This window comes from Ralstonia sp. A12 (assembly GCF_000801955.1).
In the GTDB taxonomy this organism is placed as follows: domain Bacteria; phylum Pseudomonadota; class Gammaproteobacteria; order Burkholderiales; family Burkholderiaceae; genus Ralstonia.
In genome coordinates this window covers 152,856-169,601 of record NZ_JSZO01000013.1, presented here as the reverse complement: position 1 = coordinate 169,601, position 16,746 = coordinate 152,856, and the positions used below count along the sequence as shown (strand labels likewise).

The window sequence follows — 16,746 nt, the reverse complement described above, 5'->3', positions numbered from 1 at the left end:
TTAACGGCGGTTAACCACGCTCAGCGTTCTAACGTCGCACCACCTGCGGCTGAATGCCCTCTCCGCACCAGCCGGCCTGCATGCGGCGGCCGTCACGCAGATCGATCACGGTGTCGAGCTCGGTCGACTGCTGTGGGCTGGCAAACAGGTAGCGGTAGCGCGCGTTCTCGAACGCAACCTTGAAGCCGGCGGGCACCTGCGCATCAGGCAGCCGGCGCAGCGGGCCGAAACGCGGCACGCCGTCGCGCTCGGGCCAGGCCAGGTCGGCCACCTGTCCGCACAGCAGGCTGCCGCTGCGCGCGAGATCATGCATCGAGAAGAAACCCACCTCGTCGGCAAGGTAACCGGCCACCGGCCCGCTCAGACGGCCGACATACGCACGGCTGACCTCGGTATCGCCCAGTGCCGTGCCCATCGCCTCAAGCTGGAACACGCGATGGCCGCCGATGCCCAGCAGCTCGTCGCTGCCGTCGAGCTGGAAGTAGACGAAATCCGGCGCGTTGCGGATCCGCACGACCTTGTAGATCTCGCCGAAATACAGAATGTCGTTGCCGCTGCGGGCGATGAGGAAGTGCGCGGCGATGGTGTTGCGTGTGAGTGTGTTCCGGCATTGCAGGTCGGGCAGGCCCGGCACCGGACAAGTCGACGGCAGCATCTGGAACGTGGCCGCGCGCACGCCGTCCAGCGGCTTGCCTCGCACGTAGATGCGCTGGCCGTCGCTGATGATGTTGTCGTAGAGCGGCAGCGCAAAGGCCAGCACCGTCAGGTTCGGGCGCACATCGGGGCGCGGCTTGACGCCGTCGAGCGCGTCGAGTTCATACACCCGGCCGCCGTTCACGGCGAACCTGCCGTCGAACACCTCCACCGGGCCGGGCACCATGCCGGCCACCGGCGTCTCATCGTGGTAGATGCGGGCACGGTCGCGCGCCCAGGCGGCATCGGCGGCTGCGCCTTGCGGCGTGAAGACCTGGAAGCTGGCGGCATCCGCGCCCTGGATCGGCGAGGTGTACGAGAACACCATGCGGCCATCGGTCGCATAGCCCTGGCCCAGCGGGCGCAGGCTCGCGCCCTGCGCCGTGAGCCGGTAGTAGTTGCGGGTCTCGGTGACCTCGTTGCGGCGCAGCGGTGCAGGGATCAGGCAGTTGAAATTGGGCGCCGGCCCCGACGAGTGGGGACAGGCCAGCGACGTGTTCACGTCGGTGGTGATGAAATAGCCCTGGCCGTCGATCACGCCAAAGCGGTCACTGCGCATCTCGATCGCATGTTTCTGGCAAGCGTTCGTGCGCTCCGGCCGCAGATCAGAAATGGATTGCCCAGGCTTGGCAGGCGGATACCAATACTCGGTGCAGCTTCGCACCGTATAGGCCTGGCTGGCCACCGGCAGGCCCAGCAGCATCGCCCCGGCCATGACCAGGCCAGCTAGCTGCGCACGCCGCATCAACGGCCGCCCCGCAGCAAACCCCATGCAGCCGGCGCGACCATCGCGCCGATCACCGCAGCTGTCCACGCCATGATTTGTCCATCGGCATACAGGTGCGCAAACTGGCCGCCGTAGTAGCCAACCAATGCCCCGATCACCCCAGCCAGCAGCGCGGCCAGCCACCCAAGGCGCTTGCCGCTCGGATGCAGCCAACGTGCCGCAGCGCCCACTGCCAGCCCAATCCATAGCGGCGCGATCCACCCCATTTGCCTGTTCTCCGTATTGCCGTGCGCGATTCCGCGATTCAATTGGACGCGTACCTTAGCGCAAGGCTGGGCGGAAAACCACACGGAAGGCCACCGCAACGCACTCGCCACAAGGTGACGCATAACCAACATTTTGACACCCAACCACGCCCTGATGGCCCTGTACCCTGCCGAGCGTCGGGGCCGGCGTTATAATCGTGGGTGCTCAAAATTCGTGCCGTTCATTCTTAACCGGCCGCCCCACATGCAGTTGCTGACTCTCGGAATCAACCACCACACTGCGCCGCTTTCCCTGCGCGAGAAGGTGGCGTTTCCGCTCGAGCAGCTTCAGCCCGCGCTGGCCACGCTGCGCCAGCACCTGCCGCACCGCAAGAGCACGGCCGAGGCAGCCATCCTGTCCACCTGCAATCGCACCGAGCTGTACTGCGCCACCGACGGCAACCTGCCCGAAGACACCGCGCACGAGCACGCGATCCGCTGGTTGGCCCACCACCACAACATCGACCCAGGCGAACTTGCGCCCCACGTGTATTCGCTGGGTCAGTCGCTGGCCGTGCGTCACGCGTTTCGCGTGGCCAGCGGGCTCGATTCGATGGTGCTGGGCGAGACGCAGATCCTCGGCCAGATGAAAGACGCCGTGCGCACCGCCACCGAGGCCGGCGCGCTGGGCACGTACCTGAATCAGCTATTCCAGCGCACCTTCGCAGTCGCCAAGGAAGTGCGTGGCACGACGGAGATCGGCGCGCATTCTGTGTCGATGGCCGCTGCCGCCGTGCGCCTGGCGCAGCGCATCTTCGAATCGATTGCCGAGCAGCGCGTGCTGTTCATCGGCGCCGGCGAGATGATCGAACTGTGCGCCACCCACTTCGCCGCACAAAAGCCGCGCGAGGTGGTGATCGCCAACCGCACGCTGGAGCGCGGCGAGAAGCTGGCCGAAGCGCTGTCGAACCAGGGCCTGAACGCCCACGCCGTACGCCTGGCCGAACTGCCGACCAAGCTGGCCGAGTTCGACATCGTCGTCTCGTGCACGGCCAGCACGCTGCCCATCATCGGCCTGGGCGCTGTGGAACGCGCCATCAAGCAGCGCCGCCACCGCCCGATGTTCATGGTCGACCTGGCCGTGCCGCGCGACATCGAACCCGAAGTCGCACGCCTGTCCGACATCTTCCTCTACACCGTGGACGACCTCGGCGCCATCGTGCGCGAGGGCAATGCGCTGCGGCAGGCTGCCGTGGCGCAGGCCGAGGCCATCATCGAGACGCGTGTGCAGAACTTCATGCACTGGCTCGATGCGCGCAGCGTGGTGCCCGTGATCCGCGACTTGCACTCGCAAGCCGAGGTATTGCGCCAGGGCGAGCTGGAACGCGCCCAGCGCATGCTCGCGCGCGGCGATGACCCGGCGCTGGTGCTCGAAGCGCTGTCGCAAGCGCTGACCAAGAAATTCCTCCATGGCCCGACGCATGCGCTCAACCACGCGCAGGGCGAAGGCCGCGAACAGCTCATCGATCTGCTGCCGGCGCTGTTCCGCCAGTCCAGCCACTCCGAGCGCTAGCGCCCGTTGCGTCGCATGCGCGCTGCCCTGGCGCGCAATTTCCGGCGCGGTATCATGCGCCGCCTTCGCCCTCAGCGTTTCCTTCTGCGACTGCCCGAATGAAGCCCAGCATGCTGTCCAAGCTCGACCAACTGGCCGAGCGCATCATCGAAATCAACGCGCTGCTCGCGCGTGAAGACGCCACCGCCAACCTCGACCAGTACCGCAAACTCACGCGTGAACACGCCGAGCTGGAACCCGTGGTCGCGCAATTCGCGGCATGGAAGCAGGCCGAGGGCGACATTGCCACCGCGCAGGAACTGCTGGCCGATCCGGACATGAAGGCGTTTGCTGAGGATGAACTCGGCGCTGCGCGCGAACGGCTGGAATCGCTCGAAGGCGAACTGCAGCGCCTGCTGCTGCCCAAAGACCCGAACGACCACCGCAACATCTTCGTGGAAATCCGCGCCGGTACGGGCGGCGATGAATCTGCGCTCTTCGCGGGAGACCTCTTGCGCATGTACACACGCTTTGCCGAGCGCCAGCGCTGGCAGGTGGAGATCGTGAGCGAATCGGCGTCGGATCTGGGGGGCTACAAGGAAGTGATCGCGCGGCTCGTGGGCGAAGGCGCGTATTCGCGGCTGAAGTTCGAATCGGGCGGCCACCGTGTGCAGCGCGTGCCGGCCACCGAGGCACAGGGGCGCATCCACACCTCCGCCTGCACTGTGGCGATCATGCCTGAGGCCGATGCGCTGGCCGACATCCAGATCAATCCGGCCGACCTGCGCATCGACACCTTCCGCGCGTCCGGTGCGGGCGGTCAGCACATCAACAAGACGGATTCGGCCGTGCGCATTACCCACCTGCCGACCGGCCTGGTGGTGGAGTGCCAGGACGACCGCAGCCAGCACCGCAACAAGGACCGCGCCATGCAGGTCCTGGCCGCGCGCCTGAAGGACCGCCAGGAGCGCGAGGCACAGGCCAAGGAAGCCAGCGCCCGCAAGAGCCTGATCGGCTCGGGCGATCGTTCGGATCGCATCCGCACGTACAACTTCCCGCAGGGCCGCGTGACCGATCACCGCATCAACCTGACGCTGTACAAGATCGACGCGATCATGGATGGCGACATGGAAGAACTCGTGGGCGCGCTGGCTGCCGAGCATCAGGCCGAACAGCTTGCCGCGCTGGGCGAGGATGCCTGATCGCGGCTGATTGTTAAAAAGCGCTCACCCCGTAACATCCGCTTGCGTTTGATACAGCTTTGCGCGGTGGCACGCGGGGGCGGCATTCCTATAATCGATTCCGGTTGTCTGTGCGCGGAGATGTGCACAGCCACCGCCCCCCGAGCCCTGCAACGCAATCGATTTCTGGAGAGGAGAAGCATGAAGACCACCAACGCATTGGCCCTCGCACTGGCCGCCACCGTAGCCTTCGGCCTGGCCGCCTGCGACAAGAAGGACGCAGCCCCGGCCGACGCCGCCAAGGCCGCGATCCAGCAATCGGCCGATGCGGCCAAGAGCGCCGTTGACAGTGCCAGCAATGCAGCCGGCAAGGCCACCGAGGCCGCCGACCAAGCCAAGGATGCGGCCAAGACCAGCATCCTCGACGCCGCATCCAACACCAAGGCAGCGGTATCGAGTGCCATGGCTGCCGGCCAGGACGCCGCGAACAAGGCCATCGACGCCACCACCAAGGAAGTCGAAGGCGCCAAGAAGCCCTAAGCCGCCTACCGCACCTCGCCTCGCACGGGCCCGCGCCACACCGCGCGGGCCCGTGTTATTTTGGCGACCCGATTACGCATTCCCCGCACCGTGTCCGTGCTCTCGCCCGATTCGCTTTCCACCATTGCAGACGCCTTGACTGTGCTGGCCCGCAGCGGCCTGCCCGCACTCGAGGCACGCATGCTGGTCTCCCACGTGACCGGCCTGTCGCGCGTACAACTGATCACACAAGACACGAACCCCATCGATAGCGCCATGCGCATGCACTTGGCCGAACTGGCCGCACGCCGTCTGGCTGGCGAGCCAATGGCCTATCTGCTGGGCGAGCGTGAGTTCTTCGGCCGCATGTTCCGCGTCACGCCAGCCGTGCTGATCCCGCGCCCGGATACGGAGCTGCTGGTCGAGCAAGCACTGGATCGCATCGAAGACCGCGATGCGCCGGACGTACTGGACCTTGGCACCGGCAGCGGCATCATCGCCATCACCATTGCGCTGGCACGGCGCGATGCACGCGTGTGGGCCACCGATGCATCAGCAGATGCACTCGCCGTGGCAATGGGTAACGCGCAAGCGCTCGGCGCCACGAACCTGCATGCCGCACTGGGCGATTGGTACGGCGCGCTGGCAGAGGCTGACGCCCCGCACGTCTTCGCCCTGATCGTCAGCAACCCGCCGTACATCGCCGCCACCGACGAACACCTCGGCCAGGGCGATCTGCGCTTCGAACCCGCTGGCGCCCTCACCGATCATGATGACGGCCTGCGGCATTTGCGCACTCTCATCAACGGCGCCCCGGCGCGCTTGGCCGCCAACGGCTGGCTGCTGCTCGAACACGGCTACGACCAGGGCGAAGCCGTACGCGCGTTGCTGACGGAAGCAGGCTTTGCCGATGTCTTCACCGCACAGGATCTGGCAGGCAACGACCGCTGCAGCGGCGGACGACGCCCTGCCTGAAACGGCGCAGGCCGAATCTCGCTAAAATAGACAGGTTTTCCAATGCGGATGCAGCAGCCCTGCTCATCCCTCACTGAATCGAGTCTCCCCATGAGCACCACGCACGAAAAGATCGACCAGATCGTCAAAGGCCACCCTGTCGTCCTCTTCATGAAGGGCACGGCGCAATTTCCGATGTGCGGCTTCTCGGGCCGCGCCATCCAGATCCTGAAGGCCTGCGGCGTGGACCAGCCGCACACCGTCAACGTGCTGGAAGATGAAGAAATCCGCCAGGGCATCAAGGACTACGCCAACTGGCCGACCATTCCGCAGCTCTACGTCAAGGGCGAATTCATCGGCGGCTCGGACATCATGATGGAGATGTACCAGAGCGGCGAACTGCAGCCGCTGCTGGCGGCCTGATCGCCCTACGCGTCCTCATTTCAGCGTGCGCATTTCAGCGTGACCTCGCCCACAACCTCAGCCCAGTCCGCCGCAGGTGATGCGCAGCGCATGCGCCGCATCATCGTGGCGATCACGGGGGCGTCGGGGGCGATCTACGGTGTGCGGCTGCTGCAGGTGCTGCAAGAACTGCGTGAATCAGCGGGGGTGGAATCGCACCTGCTGATGTCGCCCGCAGGGCTGATGAATGTGCAGCACGAGCTGCACATGACGCGTGAAGAAGTGGAAGCGCTCGCGCACGTGGTGCACAACGTGCGCGACATCGGCGCGACCATCGCCAGCGGTTCGTTTTCTGCCGAGGCAATGGTGGTGGCGCCGTGTTCGATGCGGACGCTGGCGGCCGTCGCGCATGGGCTGTCGGACAACCTCATCGCCCGCGCAGCCGACGTCACGCTCAAGGAGCGCCGTCGCCTGATCCTCATGGTGCGCGAAACGCCGCTGAATCTGGCACACCTGCGCAACATGACGGCCGTCACCGAGATGGGCGGCATCGTCTTCCCGCCCGTGCCCGGTTTCTATCAGCGCCCCAAGACCATCGACGACCTGGTCGACCACACAGTCGGGCGCGTGCTCGACCTGCTGGGCCTGCCGCAGACGCTGGCGCCGGGCTGGCCGGGGCTGCGTTCAGCGGATTAAGGTCCGTACACGGCCTGGCGGCTGATCAACGGCGTCCGCCGTGGTAGTTGAAGTAGACCGACGGCCCCCAATAGCCGTAACCGCCGTAGTAAGCCGGATAGGCTGGAGCCGCATAGACCGGTGCAGGCGCGACCGCCACCGGTGCCGGATACACCGCACAACCCCCAAGCGTCGCGGCCAACAGGGCCAGAGCCACGATTTTCATGATTAGCGTCCTTTGGCCCCTCCAATGAGGCCATGCGGACGTTATAAGCCGGCGCGGGCGACGCCGGGGTCATGCGGGTGTAAGGGATGTAACGGAACACTACGAGCGTGTGTCCGTAAGCTCACTACTGTGACGCGGGCTTCCCTGCTGCAGGTTTGTTGGCTGCGGCAGGCGCAGAAGCCGCCACGCCGGAAGCCGGCTTCGGCGCATCCGGGTCCACCTCTGCGCGCATCTGATCCATGACCGCACCGGCGCGCGGCGACCAGAGGAATTCCACCGTACCGTTCTGCGGCTCTTCCGGAATCGCGTACATCGTCACGATGGTCTGTTGGCCGGCCCAGCGCGCACGCAGCGAATCAACGGTCTTGCCCGACTTCAGCTTGAGCGCCGCCTTGCCTTCCTGCGCGGGCTTGCCATAGCGATCCGACAGCGCCTGGAACACGCGCTGCTCCGTATCGACACCACGCGTGGGCACGAACATGCCGGCGATGTTGCCATCCTGATCAATCAGCAGCACGGCCTGCGGGCCGTCCATCAACTCAGGGCGCTTGCCCGACGGCACACCCAGCGAGCGCGTGCGGCCGTGCGATTCCAGCGTGTCGGAGCAGTATTCGGAGACATCCTTGCCGCCTGCACTGCGCACGTCCTCGCACGAGGGCAGCTTGCGCAGCGGCTTGCCGAGCGGGAAAGCGTCGAGCAGCACCGCCACGTCGCCCGGATCGCGCACCGCCTTGGCCGGCGCCTCCGCCTTCGGTGCCGCCTTGGCCGCAGGTGCGGCAAACGCCACCGGTACCAGCAGCGAGGTCGAGAAAACGAGCGCTACCGCGCCGCGCGTCCAGCAAGTCATGCGAACTCCATGAGGGAAAGAGCCGAGAGTGTGCCACGCTCGCAGAGTGGGCGATGGCGAACGCCGTTCTGACCCGATGGGTGGGGCCGCGTTCCCTCACCCGAAAGGTTGGCCCAACGAAAAGACGAGGTTTACACGCAACTTGACGTGGTTATCAGCCGGATACCGGCGGAAACGTTATCAAAATGTTGCCGGTTTTGATCTCGCAAAGGTCCGGCGGGTAAAATCCCGGGGGCACAGACGAATGATCGGCAGGCCCAAGCATCACACCTCTCCCAACCTGCCGCACAGTACGCGATCTCATTTTGAACACTCCCGACGCTGTTCCCTTCCATTCCGGCCGCCCCAGCAGCCCTCGCCGGACACGCTCCGTTGCGGGTTACGCGCGGCTGGCCGTGGGTCTGCTGGCGCTGGCTTCGGCACACGCGGCGCTGGCCTTCGGCTTCAATGACGTGGCCGTGCGCGCCAAGCAACTGGCAACCAAGCCGTACCAGGCCCCGGCCGAAACGCTGCCGCGCCAGTTGCGCGAACTCCGCTACGACCAGTACCGCGAAATCCGCTTCAAGTCGGATCAAGCCTATTGGCGCAAAGACAAGCTGCCGTTCGAACTCGGCTTCTTCCACGAGGGCTCGTACTACGACCAGCCGGTGAAGATCAACGAGGTCTCGCCGGCCGGTGTGCGCGAAATCCGCTTCGACCCGCGCCTGTTCGACTACGGCCCGGTCAAGCTGGACGCGAAGCAGTTACAGCATCTGGGCTTTGCCGGCTTCCGCGTGCACTACGCAATGAACACGCCCAAGTACAAGGACGAAGTGATCGTCTTCCTGGGCGCGTCTTACTTCCGCGCGATCGGCAAGAACCAGGTCTACGGCCTCTCCGCACGCGGCCTGGCCATCGACACCGCGCTCAACTCCGGCGAGGAATTCCCCCGCTTCACCGATTTCTGGATCGAGCGCCCGGCAGCCAACGCCAAGGAGCTGACGGTCTACGCGCTGCTGAACTCGCGACGCGCCACGGGTGCGTACCGCTTCGTCATCAAGCCGGGCACCGACACCGTGGTCGACGTGAAGGCACAGGTCTACATGCGTGAGAACGTCAGCAAGCTGGCGATCGCCCCGCTCACCAGCATGTTCTTCTTCGGCGAGAACCAGCCGGCCTCTGCACTGGACTTCCGCCCCGAGGTGCATGACTCCGACGGCCTGTCGGTGCTCTCCGGCACCGGTGAATGGATCTGGCGCCCGCTGACCAATCCGAAGCGCTTGCTGGTCAGTTCGTTCTCGACCACCAACCCCGGCGGCTTCGGCCTGATGCAGCGTGACCGCGCGTTCTCCAGCTATGAAGAGATCGGCGATCGCTACGAACTGCGCCCGAGCACCTGGGTCGAGCCCGTAGGTAAATGGGGCGCCGGGCGCGTGGAACTCGTGCAGATTCCGACGCCCGACGAGACCAACGACAACGTGGTCGCCTACTGGGTACCGGACAATCCGCCCAAGCCGCAACAGCCGTTCAACCTGGAATACCGCCTGCTGTGGCAGAAGGAAGGCGACAAGAAGCCGGCCCTGTCGTGGGTCACGCAGACGCGCCGCTCGCACGGCTGGACGACCAAGCGCCCGGATGAACGCAAGCCCGACGACACGATCGCCTTCGTGGTCGACTTTGAAGGTCCGGCGCTGGCCAAGCTGCCACCCAATGCGGCGGTCGAGCCGGTGTTCTCGGCAGACGCCAACGGCAAGATCGAATCGATCTTCGGCCAACCCAACACCGCGACCGGCGGCTGGCGCGTGACTGTGCGCCTCAAGCGGGTCGACGACGACAAACCCATCGAGTTGCGCGGCTACCTGCGCAGCGGCGGTACCGGAATCTCTGAGACGTGGAGCTACCTGCTACCTCCGGGCTGAACGTGACGTCAGCCCAGAATGGCGGCGCTGCAGGCGCTGCCACTTCCGCCGACCCGGCCACCGCGCAATCCGTGGCCGATCGCTATCTTGAAGCGCTTCCGCTGGCCGCCACGACGCGTGCTGCACTGGTGCGCGACGCCGGCATTGTCGCGGGTGACGACGATGCAGCAGCGCTCGCCAAGCTGCATCACGCGCTGGCCAAGCTCGACCCGGCACAGACGATGTCGCTGGAAGGTAGCGCACCGGCCTATGCATCAGTGGGGTCGCGCCTAGACGCTGCCTACGGCGCCACGCGCGCCGATGCAGCATCGGTCGAGCCCGCGGCCGAACCGGCGCCGCCGCTTGCGCACGACAGCGAAGGCCGCATTCACCTGGACACTGGCCCCACGCCCGCCCGGCGCTCGATGGTGCCGTGGCCGTGGGTGCTCGGGCCGATCTGGCGCATGCGCAACGCCATCCACCGCTGGCAGCACGGCGGCAAGGCGCCCGTGCCCTACGAAAAGCCCGACTCGCCCGACCCGAAAGGCATCTGGCGTTTTGTCGGTGCACGCCGCCGCTTGACGCTGCTGGCGCTAATGATCGCGCAGACCATCGCCGCAACCTGGGCGATGAGCACGGTGCTGCCGTATCACGGTCACGACTGGCTCGAAGCCATCATCATCGTGCTGTTTGCGGTGCTGTTCTGCTGGGTGTCGGCGGGCTTCTGGACGGCCATCACCGGCTTCTTGCTGCTGGCCTTCCATGGGGATCGCTTCGTCATCTCGCGCCGCGCCGCGCCGGATGCCGTGATCCCGGACGATGCGCGCACCGCCATCGTCATGCCGATCTGCAATGAAGATGTGCAGCGCGTGTTCGCGGGGCTGCGCGCGACGTATGAATCGTTGCAGCGCACGGGGCACCTGGAGCACTTCGACTTCTTCGTGCTGTCGGACTCCGGTGACCCGGACCTGCGCACCGCAGAAGCCGATGCGTGGCTCCACCTATGCCGCGCACTCGATGGCTTCGGCCGCATCTTCTACCGCTGGCGCCGCCACCGCGTGAAGCGCAAGAGCGGCAACATCGACGATTTCTGCCGGCGCTGGGGCGGCAAGTACCGCTACATGATCGTGCTCGACGCCGACAGCGTGATGAGCGGCGATTGCCTGACGCGTCTGGTGCAGTTGATGGAAGGCGCACCTTCCGCCGGCATCATCCAAACCGCGCCACGCGCTGCAGGCCGCGACACGCTGTACGCACGCATCCAGCAGTTCGCCACGCGCGTGTATGGGCCACTGTTCACCGCCGGCCTGCACTACTGGCAGCTGGGCGAATCGCACTACTGGGGCCACAACGCCATCATCCGGCTGGATCCGTTCATCAAGCATTGCGCGCTCGCACCGATCCCGGGCAAGGGCTCGCTCTCGGGCGAGATCATGTCGCACGACTTTGTCGAAGCCGCGCTCATGCGCCGCGCCGGCTGGGCCGTGTGGATCGCCTACGACCTGGATGGCAGCTATGAAGAGATGCCGCCCAACCTGCTCGACGAGCTGGGCCGCGACCGCCGCTGGTGCCATGGCAACCTGATGAACTTCCGCCTGTTCGGCGCGCCGGGCTTCCACCGTGTGCACCGCGCGGTGTTCATCACCGGGGTGATGGCCTATCTGTCGGCGCCGCTGTGGTTCCTGTTCCTGATCCTGTCGACAGCGCTGCTGGCCAAGCACACGCTGATCGCGCCGGAGTACTTCACGCAGCCGCGCCAGCTCTTCCCGATCTGGCCGGAGTGGCATCCGGAAAAGGCCGCGGCACTGTTCTCGGCCACCGCCACCGTGCTGTTTCTGCCGAAGATCCTGAGCGTGCTCGTGCTGTGGGCGCAGGGGCCGAAGCGGTTTGGTGGTGCCCTCCACCTGGCGCTGTCGATGGCGATTGAAGCGGCGTTCTCGGTACTGGCCGCACCGGTGCGCATGCTGTTCCACACGCGTTTCGTGACGGCGGCGTTCCTGGGCTGGAAGGTGCATTGGAAATCGCCGCCGCGTGAAGATGCGCAGACGCATTGGGGCGACGCCGTGCGCCGCCACGGCCTGCACACCGTGATCGGCATCGTCTGGGCCGCGATCGTGTATTGGCTGAACCCGAGCTTCCTGTGGTGGCTCTCGCCGGTGGTCGGTGCGCTGATCGTGTCGATTCCGCTGTCGGTGTTCTCGAGCCGTGTGAGCCTGGGCCGACGCATGCGCCGCCTGCACCTGTTCATGATCCCCGAGGAAGTGCGCCCGCCGCGCGAACTGCGCGCCACGCGCAAGCATCTGCGCAATGCGCCGCCCACACCTGACTTCCGTCAGGCCGTGGTCGACCCGGTCACCAACGCGCTGATGTGCGCGGTTGGCACCACGCGCTTCCCGCACGACCGTCGTCTGCTCGCTGTGCGCGAGGCCACCGTGCGTCACGCGCTGGAAGTTGGCCCCGACAAGCTCACGGGCAAGCAGAAGCTGGTGTTGCTGTCCGATCCGTTCTCGCTGTCGGCACTGCACCTGGCGGTGTGGTCGTCATCGGAACACCGCGCTGCCTGGCAAGCCTAGGCACGCAAAACAGGCGCCGCCTGAAACCCACGCCCCACAAGGCTTTTGCCGGTGGGGCGTTTTACTTTCCGTTACATCCGTAGGAATTGCGTATCACCTGATCCGGCTTGCGGTTCATAGAATGACCTCAACAACCTGATACACGAAGCCACGCGGCAACCTCGCCCCCCCGGCCTCGCAACCGCAAGGAGAAGCATCATGAAACGCACACTGCTCGCATTCGTTCTGGGTGGCGCCGCGCTGTGCGCCTCGACGGCGGCGCTGGCACATGTGGATGTCGGCGTGGCGATCGGCGTACCTGCGCCGGTGTACGTGGCCCCGGCGCCTGTCTATGCACCGCCCCCGGTCTATCGCCCGGCGCCGGTCTACTACGCGCCCGCACCGGTAATCTACGGTGGTGGCTACTACCGCGGCCGCGACGAGTGGCGTGAACGTGAATGGCGCCGTCACGAGTGGCGTGAGCGCGAATGGCGCCACGACAACGGCTGGCACCGCGGTTGGGATCGCTAAGACCAGCTGATCAACCAAACAGGCAAACGGGCCGCTCACACGAGCGGCCCGTTGCTTTTGTGCGTGCCAACACCTGCGTAAATTGCAAACCGACCTATGCTGACGTAGCGGCCCCTGCAATCCCGCCGCCGGCCGCACAGCACACGGGAGGACGCCATGTCGATCTCCAGCACCCTCGACGGCTGCCTGCGCAGCAAGGGCTGCCTGTACGAGGTGATTCGCCATCCGCATACCCACACCAGCACGGAAACCGCGCAGTCCGCGCATGTCCCGGGTGATCGTCTGGCCAAGACGCTCTTGCTCGAAGACAAGCTCGGCTATGTCGCGGCCGTGCTGCCGTCGACATACCACCTGCATCTATCGGAATTGCAAAAGGCCTCGGGGCGCGATGACCTGACGCTGGCCGATGAATCGGAGCTGCGCGAAGTCTTCAAGGACTGCGACGCGGGCGCCGTGCCGCCAGTGGGCATGGCCTACGGCATGCCGACGTATCTCGACAGCAGCCTGATGACCCATCGCGATGTCTACTTTGAAGCCGGCGATCACGAGAACGTCGTGCACATGGACATGGATCAGTTCATGGCATTGATGCGCGACGCGAAGACCGCGCACTTCGCCTATCGGATGCAGGGCATCCTATTCTGAGTCTGCTGCACTGACGGAGGCCATCATGGCCGACGAAGTCATCATCACGGCCCGCAACAACGGGCCGTATCACATCAAAGGCAGCTTTTGCATCGTCACCCAGGGCGGGCGTGAGTTGCCAGTCGAAGGCGACCAGGCATGGCTGTGCCGCTGCGGGCACTCGCTGAACAAGCCGTTCTGTGACGGCTCGCACAAGCGCGTCGAGTTCGACAACAACCTCGACGCGCCGCCGCCAGTGGAGGCGGATCGGTCACCGTAAACGAAAACGCGGGCCGAAAGACCCGCATGTCCTCGCTTAACGCGTGACGGGCTTGTAGCGGATGCGCTTGGGCTTGGCACCTTCCTCGCCGAGGCGCTTCTTCTTGTCGGCTTCGTATTCCTGGTAGTTGCCCGGGAAGAATTCGACGTGCGAATCGCCTTCGAACGCGATGATGTGCGTGGCGATCCGGTCGAGGAACCAGCGATCGTGCGAGATCACCATCACGCAGCCCGCGAATTCGAGCAGCGCTTCTTCCAGCGCGCGCAGCGTTTCCACGTCGAGGTCGTTTGACGGTTCATCCAGCAGCAGCACGTTGCCGCCCGAGATCAGCGTCTTGGCCAGGTGCAGGCGCCCGCGCTCACCGCCCGAGAGCGTGCCGACGTGCTTCTGCTGATCGCCGCCCTTGAAGTTGAAGCGGCCGATGTAGGCGCGCGACGGCGTCTCGTAACGGCCCACCGTCAGGATGTCGGAGCCGCCCGAGATTTCTTCGAAGACGGTCTTGTCGGCGGACAGCGCATCGCGGCTCTGGTCCACATAGGCCAGCTTGACCGTCGGGCCGATCTTGATCGTGCCCGAGTCCGGTTGCTCCTTGCCCGTGAGCATGCGGAACAGCGTCGACTTACCGGCGCCGTTCGAGCCGATGATGCCGACGATGGCGCCCGGCGGAATCGTGAAGCTCAGGTCGTCGATCAGCAGGCGGTCACCATACGCCTTGCTGACGTTGGTGAACTCGATGACTTCATTGCCCAGACGCTCGCCCGCCGGGATGAAGATTTCCTGCGTCTCGTTGCGCTTTTGGTATTCCTGGCTGTTCAACTCGTCAAAGCGGGCCAGACGCGCCTTCGACTTGGCCTGGCGGCCCTTCGGGTTCTGGCGCACCCACTCCAGTTCCTTCTTCAGCGCTTTCTGGCGGGCCGATTCACTCGATTCTTCCTGCTTCAGGCGCGTCTCTTTCTGATCGAGCCACGAGCTGTAGTTGCCCTTCCAGGGGATGCCGTGACCGCGGTCGAGTTCAAGAATCCACTCGGCAGCGTTGTCGAGGAAGTAGCGATCGTGGGTGACAGCCACCACGGTGCCCGGGAAGCGGGTGAGGAACTGTTCGAGCCAGTCCACCGATTCCGCATCCAGGTGGTTGGTCGGCTCGTCGAGCAGCAGCATGTCGGGGCGCGAGAGCAGCAGCTTGCACAGCGCCACGCGGCGCTTTTCACCGCCCGACAGGTGCTCGATCTTGGCGTCCCACGGCGGCAAGCGCAGAGCGTCGGCAGCGATTTCGAGTTGCAGTTCGACGTTGTCACCGGCACCGGCGGCGATGATGGCTTCCAGGCGCGCCTGCTCTTCGGCCAGCTTGTCGAAGTCGGCACCTTCCTCAGCGTACGCCACATAGACAGCTTCGAGCTGCTTCTGTGCGTCCATCACTTCACCCAGGCCGCTCTCGACTTCTTCGCGCACGGTCTTGGCGGGATCGAGCTGCGGCTCCTGCGGCAGGTAGCCGATGTTCAGGTTGGGCATCGGCGTGGCTTCGCCCTCGATGTCCTTGTCGAGGCCGGCCATGATCTTGAGCACGGTCGACTTGCCCGAGCCGTTCAGGCCCAGCACGCCGATCTTGGCGCCGGGGAAGAACGACAGCGAGATGTCCTTGAGGATCTGGCGCTTGGGCGGAACGATCTTGCCCACGCGGTTCATGGTGAAAACGTACTGTGACATGGCGTAGAAGCGGGGGAAAACGCAGAATTGGGGAACCCGGCGAGTTTAACAAAGCCGGGACACGGCAAAGCCCGCGCGGGCCCTGCGGACAAAAGAAAAGGCGCCCGCATGGGGCGCCCTTCCGATGCAGCCGGAGGCCAAGCCTCGTTACATCGTCATCATGTTGGCGTTCATGTTATGCATGACCCACAGCGAGCCGACAACGACGATCGCCAGAATCAACAGCGTGAACAGGAATGCCATCACGTTCCAGCGCTGGGCGGACGAGCCGTCCAAGTGCAGGAAATAGATCAGGTGCACGACGATCTGCACAACCGCCAGCGCCATCACCGTCACCAGCACGGTGCCGTGCGAGTAGCCGCCGTCCATCACCATCTTGAACGGGATGGCCGTCAGGATTACCGCCAGCACGAAGCCGATCAGGTAACCCTTGATGGTGGCATGACCGGCGCCGCCGGCTGCATGGCCGTGGGCGTCACCGTGGGCAATGCCCGTCGAAACGTTGGTCTGTTCCATTACATCGCTCCCAGCAGATACACGACGGTGAACACGCCGATCCACACCACGTCCAAGAAGTGCCAGAACAGGCTCAGGCACGACAGGCGGGTCGATTGGGTCGGGGTCAGGCCTTTGCGGCCGATCTGCCACATCATGACGATGATCCACAGCATGCCGCTTGCCACGTGCAGGCCGTGAGTGCCGACCAGCAGGAAGAACGACGACAGGAACGCGCTGCGGCTCGGGCCTGCGCCCTCAGCGATCAGGTGGTGGAACTCGTTGATTTCCATGCCGACGAACGCGGCGCCCAGCAGCAAGGTGATGCCCAGCCACAGCATCACGTGGTCCTTGCGGCCGTTCTGCAGGCTGATCATCACCATGCCGTAGGTGATCGACGACACCAGCAGGATGCCGGTTTCGATTGCCACGTACGACAGATCGAAAAGCTCCTTGCCCGTCGGGCCGCCCGCCGTCGCACCGCGCAGCACGCAGAACGTAGCGAACAGCGACGCGAAGATGATCAGGTCGCTCATCAGGTACACCCAGAAGCCGAAGACCTTGGTGTCTGCGGCGTCGTGGTGGTGCGCATGGTCATGCGCGTGGTCGTGGCCGTGCGCGTGACCGTGCGCGGCGTGACCGTCTAGAACATTGGAAGCCAT

The 16,746-nt window shown here is 65.2% G+C and carries 18 protein-coding genes; 11 read left to right on the top strand and 7 right to left on the bottom strand.

Features of this window, described 5'->3' with window-relative positions:
* Positions 1-28: 28 nt before the first annotated feature.
* Positions 29-1,465, bottom strand: coding sequence for a DKNYY domain-containing protein (locus PI87_RS16745; protein WP_157003160.1), 1,437 nt, complete (start codon positions 1,463-1,465; stop codon positions 29-31).
* A complete protein-coding gene (locus PI87_RS16740) occupies positions 1,438-1,686 on the bottom strand; it encodes a GlsB/YeaQ/YmgE family stress response membrane protein (protein WP_039598840.1) in 249 nt (82 codons plus the stop codon). The genes PI87_RS16745 and PI87_RS16740 overlap by 28 nt, the downstream gene beginning before the upstream one ends.
* Positions 1,687-1,930: 244 nt before the next feature.
* On the opposite strand from PI87_RS16740, the gene hemA reads away from it, so the two are divergent.
* From hemA to PI87_RS16710, 6 genes are all read left to right on the top strand, one after another.
* On the top strand, positions 1,931-3,238 hold the full coding sequence (hemA, locus tag PI87_RS16735; RefSeq protein WP_039598839.1) for a glutamyl-tRNA reductase: 1,308 nt from the start codon (positions 1,931-1,933) through the stop codon (positions 3,236-3,238).
* 98 nt (positions 3,239-3,336) lie between these two features.
* Complete coding sequence (gene prfA, locus PI87_RS16730) at positions 3,337-4,419, top strand: peptide chain release factor 1 (protein WP_039598838.1); 1,083 nt, start codon at positions 3,337-3,339, stop codon at positions 4,417-4,419.
* A gap of 180 nt (positions 4,420-4,599) precedes the next feature.
* On the top strand, positions 4,600-4,938 hold the full coding sequence (locus PI87_RS16725) for a hypothetical protein (protein WP_039598837.1): 339 nt from the start codon (positions 4,600-4,602) through the stop codon (positions 4,936-4,938).
* A 90-nt stretch (positions 4,939-5,028) separates the two neighbouring features.
* Entirely contained in the window at positions 5,029-5,892 is an 864-nt protein-coding gene (prmC, locus tag PI87_RS16720) for a peptide chain release factor N(5)-glutamine methyltransferase (protein ID WP_232314012.1), read from the top strand.
* Between the two features lie 90 nt (positions 5,893-5,982).
* Positions 5,983-6,294, top strand: a complete 312-nt coding sequence (gene grxD, locus PI87_RS16715; protein ID WP_039598836.1) for a Grx4 family monothiol glutaredoxin — start codon at positions 5,983-5,985, stop codon at positions 6,292-6,294.
* Between the two features lie 90 nt (positions 6,295-6,384).
* Positions 6,385-6,969 (top strand): UbiX family flavin prenyltransferase, encoded by a 585-nt coding sequence (locus PI87_RS16710; protein ID WP_052321578.1) that lies wholly within the window; start codon positions 6,385-6,387, stop codon positions 6,967-6,969.
* Between the two features lie 25 nt (positions 6,970-6,994).
* Here the strand turns inward: PI87_RS16710 and PI87_RS16705 are convergent, their stop codons facing one another.
* Both PI87_RS16705 and PI87_RS16700 read right to left on the bottom strand, forming a co-directional pair.
* A complete protein-coding gene (locus PI87_RS16705; protein ID WP_039598834.1) occupies positions 6,995-7,174 on the bottom strand; it encodes a hypothetical protein in 180 nt (59 codons plus the stop codon).
* Between the two features lie 124 nt (positions 7,175-7,298).
* On the bottom strand, positions 7,299-8,021 hold the full coding sequence (locus tag PI87_RS16700) for a hypothetical protein (protein WP_039598833.1): 723 nt from the start codon (positions 8,019-8,021) through the stop codon (positions 7,299-7,301).
* A 305-nt stretch (positions 8,022-8,326) separates the two neighbouring features.
* On the opposite strand from PI87_RS16700, the gene PI87_RS16695 reads away from it, so the two are divergent.
* The 5 genes from PI87_RS16695 (at position 8,327) to PI87_RS16675 (ending at position 13,885) form a co-directional block, all read left to right on the top strand.
* On the top strand, positions 8,327-9,919 hold the full coding sequence (locus PI87_RS16695; RefSeq protein ID WP_039598832.1) for a glucan biosynthesis protein G: 1,593 nt from the start codon (positions 8,327-8,329) through the stop codon (positions 9,917-9,919).
* Positions 9,892-12,471, top strand: coding sequence for a glucans biosynthesis glucosyltransferase MdoH (gene mdoH, locus PI87_RS16690; RefSeq protein WP_039598831.1), 2,580 nt, complete (start codon positions 9,892-9,894; stop codon positions 12,469-12,471). Before PI87_RS16695 ends, mdoH begins: the two co-directional genes overlap by 28 nt.
* Before the next feature lie 198 nt (positions 12,472-12,669).
* Positions 12,670-12,981 (top strand): PXPV repeat protein, encoded by a 312-nt coding sequence (locus PI87_RS16685; RefSeq protein WP_039598830.1) that lies wholly within the window; start codon positions 12,670-12,672, stop codon positions 12,979-12,981.
* A gap of 156 nt (positions 12,982-13,137) precedes the next feature.
* The gene (locus tag PI87_RS16680) at positions 13,138-13,626 is read left to right on the top strand and encodes an aminoacyl-tRNA deacylase (protein ID WP_039598829.1); all 489 of its coding nucleotides are present in this window, start codon (positions 13,138-13,140) and stop codon (positions 13,624-13,626) included.
* A 25-nt stretch (positions 13,627-13,651) separates the two neighbouring features.
* A complete protein-coding gene (locus PI87_RS16675) occupies positions 13,652-13,885 on the top strand; it encodes a CDGSH iron-sulfur domain-containing protein (RefSeq protein ID WP_039598828.1) in 234 nt (77 codons plus the stop codon).
* A 36-nt stretch (positions 13,886-13,921) separates the two neighbouring features.
* Here PI87_RS16675 and ettA read toward each other — a convergent pair whose 3' ends face one another.
* The 3 genes from ettA to cyoC form a co-directional block, all read right to left on the bottom strand.
* Positions 13,922-15,589, bottom strand: coding sequence for an energy-dependent translational throttle protein EttA (ettA, locus tag PI87_RS16670; protein ID WP_039598827.1), 1,668 nt, complete (start codon positions 15,587-15,589; stop codon positions 13,922-13,924).
* Between the two features lie 147 nt (positions 15,590-15,736).
* Positions 15,737-16,105, bottom strand: coding sequence for a cytochrome o ubiquinol oxidase subunit IV (locus tag PI87_RS16665; RefSeq protein ID WP_039598826.1), 369 nt, complete (start codon positions 16,103-16,105; stop codon positions 15,737-15,739).
* Positions 16,105-16,746 (bottom strand): cytochrome o ubiquinol oxidase subunit III, encoded by a 642-nt coding sequence (gene cyoC / locus PI87_RS16660; protein ID WP_039598825.1) that lies wholly within the window; start codon positions 16,744-16,746, stop codon positions 16,105-16,107. The genes PI87_RS16665 and cyoC overlap by 1 nt, the downstream gene beginning before the upstream one ends.